The organism is Pseudonocardia nantongensis, from assembly GCF_046546495.1.
Taxonomy (GTDB): Bacteria; Actinomycetota; Actinomycetes; order Mycobacteriales; family Pseudonocardiaceae; genus Pseudonocardia; species Pseudonocardia nantongensis.
This window is the reverse complement of sequence record NZ_JBKGXT010000030.1, coordinates 59,563-65,652: the sequence shown is the minus strand read 5'-3', so window position 1 is coordinate 65,652 and position 6,090 is coordinate 59,563. Positions and strand designations below refer to the sequence as shown.

Annotated in this window: 4 protein-coding genes; 3 read left to right on the top strand and 1 reads right to left on the bottom strand. The window is 74.6% G+C overall.

The window, feature by feature from the left end:
• Positions 1 to 532: 532 nt before the first annotated feature.
• The 3 genes from hisD to hisB are packed head-to-tail and all read left to right on the top strand — an operon-like array spanning position 533 to position 3,650.
• Entirely contained in the window at positions 533 to 1,906 is a 1,374-nt protein-coding gene (hisD, locus tag ACLFMI_RS25085; RefSeq protein ID WP_410950417.1) for a histidinol dehydrogenase, read from the top strand.
• Positions 1,903 to 3,024, top strand: a complete 1,122-nt coding sequence (locus ACLFMI_RS25080; RefSeq protein ID WP_410950416.1) for a histidinol-phosphate transaminase — start codon at positions 1,903 to 1,905, stop codon at positions 3,022 to 3,024. Before hisD ends, ACLFMI_RS25080 begins: the two co-directional genes overlap by 4 nt.
• On the top strand, positions 3,021 to 3,650 hold the full coding sequence (hisB, locus tag ACLFMI_RS25075; protein ID WP_410950415.1) for an imidazoleglycerol-phosphate dehydratase HisB: 630 nt from the start codon (positions 3,021 to 3,023) through the stop codon (positions 3,648 to 3,650). The genes ACLFMI_RS25080 and hisB overlap by 4 nt, the downstream gene beginning before the upstream one ends.
• A 136-nt stretch (positions 3,651 to 3,786) precedes the next feature.
• On the opposite strand, the gene ACLFMI_RS25070 is transcribed toward hisB, so the two are convergent.
• On the bottom strand, positions 3,787 to 5,880 hold the full coding sequence (locus ACLFMI_RS25070) for a DUF222 domain-containing protein (RefSeq protein ID WP_410950414.1): 2,094 nt from the start codon (positions 5,878 to 5,880) through the stop codon (positions 3,787 to 3,789).
• Positions 5,881 to 6,090: the final 210 nt, after the last annotated feature.

Here is a 6,090-nt window from a genome sequence, read left to right as displayed (position 1 = left end):
TGGCACGCTGCGCAGCGTGCCACGCCCCACCGACAGCGAGGGCGGTCACTGTCAGGTCGATGTGTCACGCGTGTGCCGTGTCGCGGACCGGCGCCGGTGTTCGTCGCCTCCTGGCTCCCGGTGGCCGTGCCGTGCATGCTTCTCGCCACCGGCCTCGCAGGGCCGGCGTGGGTGCTGGTGCACCTGGCGACGCGTGACGGGCTGGCGGCGCGGCCGCGCAGGCGAGTGCGCTCCGTGCGCGCCGTGACCACGATGGTCGGCACCTGGGTGCTGCCGGGGGCGATGGCGGCCGTCACGGTGCCCGGGGTGCAGCGCTGGGTGGGTGTCGTTCGCCAGGGCTCGGTGCACGGGGGACCGGGTACCTGCTCCTCGCGGCGTTGCTGTGGCACCTGTGGGCCGTGCGCCGCCGGCTGCGTGCCCGGACGGCTCCGGGCGCCCCGGCCGGCCTCGGCCCTCGAGCGAGGGGTGACGGTGCTCGCGCCCGGACCGACGGGCTGAATTCGCGTCGGTCCGCCGCCGTACCCTGGGAAGCATGCTCCGCCGCCTCGACCTGCGATCCGACGCGTTGAACGGGGAACCGCTCCCGCGTCCGGCGACCCTGCGCGGGATGATGCCGCGTGCCGAGCTGGACGTCGATGCCGCGCTGGCCGCCGTCCGGCCGCTGGTCGAGGGCGTCCGGGAACGGGGCGCCGCCGCCGCGCTGGAGGCGACCGAGCGCTTCGACAAGGTCCGCCCGGCCACCGTCCGGGTCCCGGCCGAGACGCTGGCCGGCGCGCTGCGCGACCTGGACCCGGAGGTCCGCACCGCGCTGGAGACCTCGATCGAGCGGGCCCGTGCCGTGCACGCCGACCAGCGCCGGGCGGACGTCGTGACGGACGTCGTCCCCGGCGGGACGGTGACCGAGCGGTTCGTACCGGTGCGCCGGGTCGGGCTCTACGCCCCGGGTGGGCTCGCGGTCTACCCGTCAAGCGTGATCATGAACGTGGTCCCGGCGCAGGCGGCGGGGGTGGAGTCGCTGGTCGTGGCCTCGCCGGCGCAGGCCGAGTTCGGCGGGCGCCCGCACCCGACGATCCTGGCCGCGGCGGCGCTGCTCGGCGTCGACGAGGTGTGGGCGGTCGGCGGCGCCCAGTGCGTCGCGCTGCTCGCCCACGGCGGGACGGACACCGACGGCACGGAGCTGGAGCCGGTCGACATGGTCACCGGCCCGGGCAACATCTACGTGACCGCGGCCAAGCGGATGCTGCGCGGCACGGTCGGGATCGACGCCGAGGCCGGCACCACCGAGATCGCGATCCTGGCCGACGACACCGCCGACGCCGGGCACGTCGCCGCGGACCTGATCTCGCAGGCCGAGCACGACCCGAACGCGGCGTCGGTGCTGGTCACGACGTCGGCCGGGCTGGTGGAGCGGGTCGAGGCCGAGCTGGAGACGCGGGTCGGCGCGACGAAGCACACCGAGCGGGTCCGCACGGCGCTGACCGGCCCGCAGTCCGGCGTCATCCTGGTCGGCTCGATCGCCGACGGCATCGCGGTCGTCGACGCCTACGCCGCCGAGCACCTGGAGATCCAGACCGCCGACGCCGCCGCCGACGCCGCCCGGGTCCGCAACGCCGGAGCGATCTTCGTCGGCGCGTACGCGCCGGTGTCGTTGGGCGACTACTGCGCCGGGTCGAACCACGTGCTGCCGACCGGCGGTTGCGCGCGGCACTCCGGCGGCCTGTCGACCTCGACGTTCCTGCGCGGCGTGCACGTCGTCGACTACACCGAGGCGGCCCTGCGCGAGGTCGCCGGCCGTGTCGTCACGCTGGCGGACGCCGAGGACCTGCCCGCGCACGGCGAGGCCGTCACCGCCCGGTTCGACGGCGACGTCCGCTTCGGTTCCGCTTCGCTCGAGGAGGAGGCATGACCCCGGGAGACCAGGTCCGGCTCGAGGACCTGCCGCTGCGCGCCGACCTGCGCGGGAAGAGCCCTTACGGGGCCCCGCAGCTCGACGTCGCGGTGCGGCTCAACACGAACGAGAACCCGTACCCGCCGCCGCCGGAGCTGGTCGCCGACGTCGCCGCGGCGGCCGAGGATGCGGCCCGCGAGCTGCACCGCTACCCGGACCGGGACTCCGCCGCGTTGCGCGCGGACCTGGCCGGGTACCTGTCCCGGCAGACCGGGGCGGCGCTGACCCGGGAGAACCTGTGGGCGGCCAACGGCTCGAACGAGATCCTGCAGCAGCTGCTGCAGGCCTTCGGCGGTCCCGGCCGCACGGCGCTCGGGTTCGTGCCCAGCTACTCGATGCACCCGATCATCGCCTCGGGCACGCAGACCGAGTGGGTGCCGGTGCCCCGGCGGGACGACTTCGCGATCGACGTCGACGCCGCGGTCGCCGTGCTGGGCGAGAAGTCCCCGGACATCACGTTCCTGACCAGCCCGAACAATCCGACCGGGCAGTCGATCGACCCGGCCGACCTGGCCCGGCTGATCGACGCCGCGCCGGGGATCGTGATCGTCGACGAGGCCTACGCCGAGTTCGCCGAGGCCACCGGCCGGCCGAGCGCGACGACGCTGCTGGCCACCCACGGACACAAGCTCGTGGTGTCCCGGACGATGAGCAAGGCGTTCGCCTTCGCCGGTGGCCGGCTCGGCTACCTGGCCGCCGCCCCCGCAGTGGTCGACGCCCTGCAGCTGGTCCGGCTGCCCTACCACCTGTCGGTGCTGTCCCAGGCCGCCGCGCGGGCGGCGCTGCGGCACGCCGACGCCACGCTCGGATCGGTCGCGCTGCTGGCGGCCGAGCGGGACCGGGTCTGCTCGGAGCTGGCCGCGGCCGGCTACGACGTCGTCCCCAGCGACGCCAACTTCGTGCTGTTCGGCCGGTTCGCCGACGCCGGGCGGGCCTGGAAGGGCTTCCTGGAGTCCGGCGTCCTGATCCGCGACGTCGGCATCCCGGAGCGGCTGCGGGTCACGATCGGCACGCCCGAGGAGAACGACACCTTCCTGCAGGTCGCAGGAGACCTCGCCACCAAGGAGCTGCTGTGAGTGAGTCCGCGAACGAGCCGTCGGCGCCCGGCAGGATCGGACGCGTCGAGCGCGTCACCAAGGAGACCCGGATCACCGTCGAGATCGACCTCGACGGCACCGGACGCACCGAGATCGACACCCGGGTGCCGTTCTTCGACCACATGCTGGACAGCTTCGGCAAGCACGGCTCGTTCGACCTGACCGTGCGCGCCGAGGGCGACGTCGAGATCGACGCCCACCACACCGTCGAGGACGTCGCGATCGTGCTCGGCCAGGCGATCCGGCAGGCGCTGGGGGACAAGACGGGCATCCGCCGCTTCGGTGACGCCTGGATCCCGATGGACGAGGCGCTGGCGCACGCCGTCGTCGACGTCTCCGGCCGCCCGTACACGGTGTGCTCCGGCGAGCCGGACATGATGCGCGGCTTCGTCGTCGGCGGGCACTACCCGACGGTGCTGAACAAGCACGTGTTCGAGTCGCTGGCCTTCCACGGTCACCTCGCGCTGCACGTGCGGGTGGTCGACGGCCGGGACCCGCACCACATCACCGAGGCGCAGTTCAAGGCGATCGCTCGCGCGCTGCGCGCGGCCACCGAGAACGACCCGCGGGTCACCGGGGTGCCCTCCACCAAGGGCGCCCTGTAGCGACGCGCCCCCGGCCCACCCGCCCGGCACCGACGCCGAGCGGGATCGCCACAGCCGGCCCGGTGCGCGGCACGGCACGGCACGGCACGGCAGGATCTCTGCCGGACCTGCGCCTGGCGGACCTGGGCCTGCAGGATCAGAACGGCGGGCGGGCCGGTGGGGCGCGGTCGGCGGCGGTGGTGATGGCGGTGGACGCGGGCACAGGCGCAGGCACGGGCACCCTCGGCCACAGGGGCAGGTCGTCGAGCGCGTCTTGGAGCCGGTTCGGTGGCGCCGGCTCCGGCCAGGGGCTCTCGGGCGTGTCCCCGGGCACGGGGTCGGGCAGCGGAGGGCAGACGGGTTCGCCCCGGGTGACGTAGACCCGGTGCAACGGGCTGCGCCACCGGAAGACGCCGGGAGCGGGCTGCTGCAGCCGCCAGAGCCCGGTGGTCTTGAGCGCGTGGTGGAGCACGCAGAGCGGTCCCAGATTCGCGCGCACGGTGGGACCGTCGTGCTGGTGCTCGAGGGTGTGGTCCTGCTGAGACTTGCGGGCCGGACGCTGGCAGCCGATGAAGATGCAGGTGCGATCGCGCATCTCGACATGGCGGCGCAGGGCCGGACAGGGGAAGCGGTCGCCGGAGCGCTGGTCCAGGGCGGCGCCGGGTGCGGAGCGGCGGGCGTACTGGGAAGCCAGGTCCGCGAGCAGGGACTCCCATCCGGGCGGTGGCTGTGCGGACAGCTGCCGGAGGAGCGCGGCCGGGATCTGGAGTTCGACGGTGCCGCCGTGCGCCTGCCGGATCAGCGGGTGCCCTTCCCGCCCGGCCGGTCCGGCCTGTCCGGTCTGCGCGGGTGCCGGTGGGCGTCGGCGAGTCGTGCCGGCGAGGACGAGGTAGCCGTCGGTGTCGGTGATCGCGAAGCGCCATTCGGCGTGGTGATGGCGGGCTATGCCGGCGCGGGCGGTGGGGGCGAGTATCGGGCCGAGGCCGGGGACCTCCCCGGGGTGCTCGTCGTGCCCCAGCAGGGTCGACAGGCGGATGCGGATCTCGATACCCGGCCGGGCCGGCTCCGATCCACGGCCGGGACCGCCGGTACCGCCGTCGCGGGGGCTGTCATCCCGGGGACCGTCATCGCCACCGTCGCCCTGGGGGCTGCCGTCGTCTCCGCCCCCGTCCCCGTCCTCCCCACCGCCACCGCCACCGCCACCGTCGCCGTTGCCGTCGTCGTTGCGGTGGTCGCCACCGCTGCCGCTGCCACCGTTCTCGCTGCTGCCGCCGCTGCGACCGTCCTCGCTGCCGACGCCGCTGCCGCTGCCGTCGTCCTCGCCGCCGCTGTCGTTGTCTTCGTCGCCGCCGCGGCCGGAGTTGCTCGTGCCGTCGTCGTCGCCACTACTGCGATCGACGGCCGCGGACTCGGGGTCGGTACCTGCGTCGGGGTCGGGCTCAGCGGCGCGGGCGAGCATGACGGTGACGATCTGGTCGTGGCTGAGGGTGTGCAGGCTGCCGTCGAGCAGGGCGGTGGCCAGGTCGACGCGAACGGCGGGGAGGGGGTCCGGGTGTCCGGCCGCGCGGATGGCGCGAGCGAGGGCGTCGAGGCGCTCGCAGGCGGCCTGTGCCGCGGTCGGGTCCAGCCCGGTCGCGGAGAGGGTGGCTGTGCCGTCCTGGTCGAGGTAACAGATCACCCGTCGCTGACGCAGCGCCCGCTGGTAGCGGCGTCGGGCGGCATCGGGATCGATCGCGATCACCATCCGGCGCAGCCGGGCGCGCAGCTGCCCGGTGGTCAACCCGGGTGCCTTCGGCACCAGCGCGGCACAGACGCGGGCGTTCTGGGTGTCGGTCAGGGGTTCGAGCAGGTCGGCGAACACCATCGCCTTGGCCCGGTCGATGTGCCCGGCCGCGAGAGCGGCGTGCACGGTCGGGAGCCGGTGAACCACGGTGTCGGCGAGGGCGTGCTCGCGCCAGGCCGACAGTTCGGTCAGGGTGAGGGCGGCGGCGATCTCGATGCCGCAGTTCGGGTGCGCGGCCTCCAGCCGGGCCACCCGCTCCGGCGGGGTGACGGGGTCGCAGCGGCCGACCTCGGCCAGCATCGCCAGCTCCGCCGCATCGCTGTGCGAGCGCTGCCGCCGCCACGCTTGCAACACCGTCACGGTGGCACCGTTGGCGACTCGCGCCGGGTCGATCGCCGCCAGCAGCGCACCCAGTTCCGGACCGGGCGGGGTGTCCGCCAGCCCGTCCGGGATCGCCATCGGTTGCATGACTCGAACATACATTCGAGGACTGACATCTTCGCGGTCCGCGAGGACCGCCGCGGTGAGCGGACGGTCGGCGCGCCGGCCGGGACCCGAGCACGCCCCGGGCACCGCGAACGACACGCCGGAGCGGGGCTCTCGAGATGCGGTCCTCGTCGCGTCCCCGGGATCCGGTACGAGGGCCGCCGAATGCACCAGCTGACGATGGCGCGGCCC

What these genes read in the sequence shown, in the direction of transcription:
- ACLFMI_RS25080 (WP_410950416.1), top strand. Translation starts at nt 1,903, where the DNA reads ATGACCCCGGGAGACCAGGTCCGGCTCGAGGACCTGCCGCTGCGCGCC.
- ACLFMI_RS25070 (WP_410950414.1), bottom strand. Translation starts at nt 5,880, where the DNA reads ATGCAACCGATGGCGATCCCGGACGGGCTGGCGGACACCCCGCCCGGT.
- hisD (WP_410950417.1), top strand. Translation starts at nt 533, where the DNA reads ATGCTCCGCCGCCTCGACCTGCGATCCGACGCGTTGAACGGGGAACCG.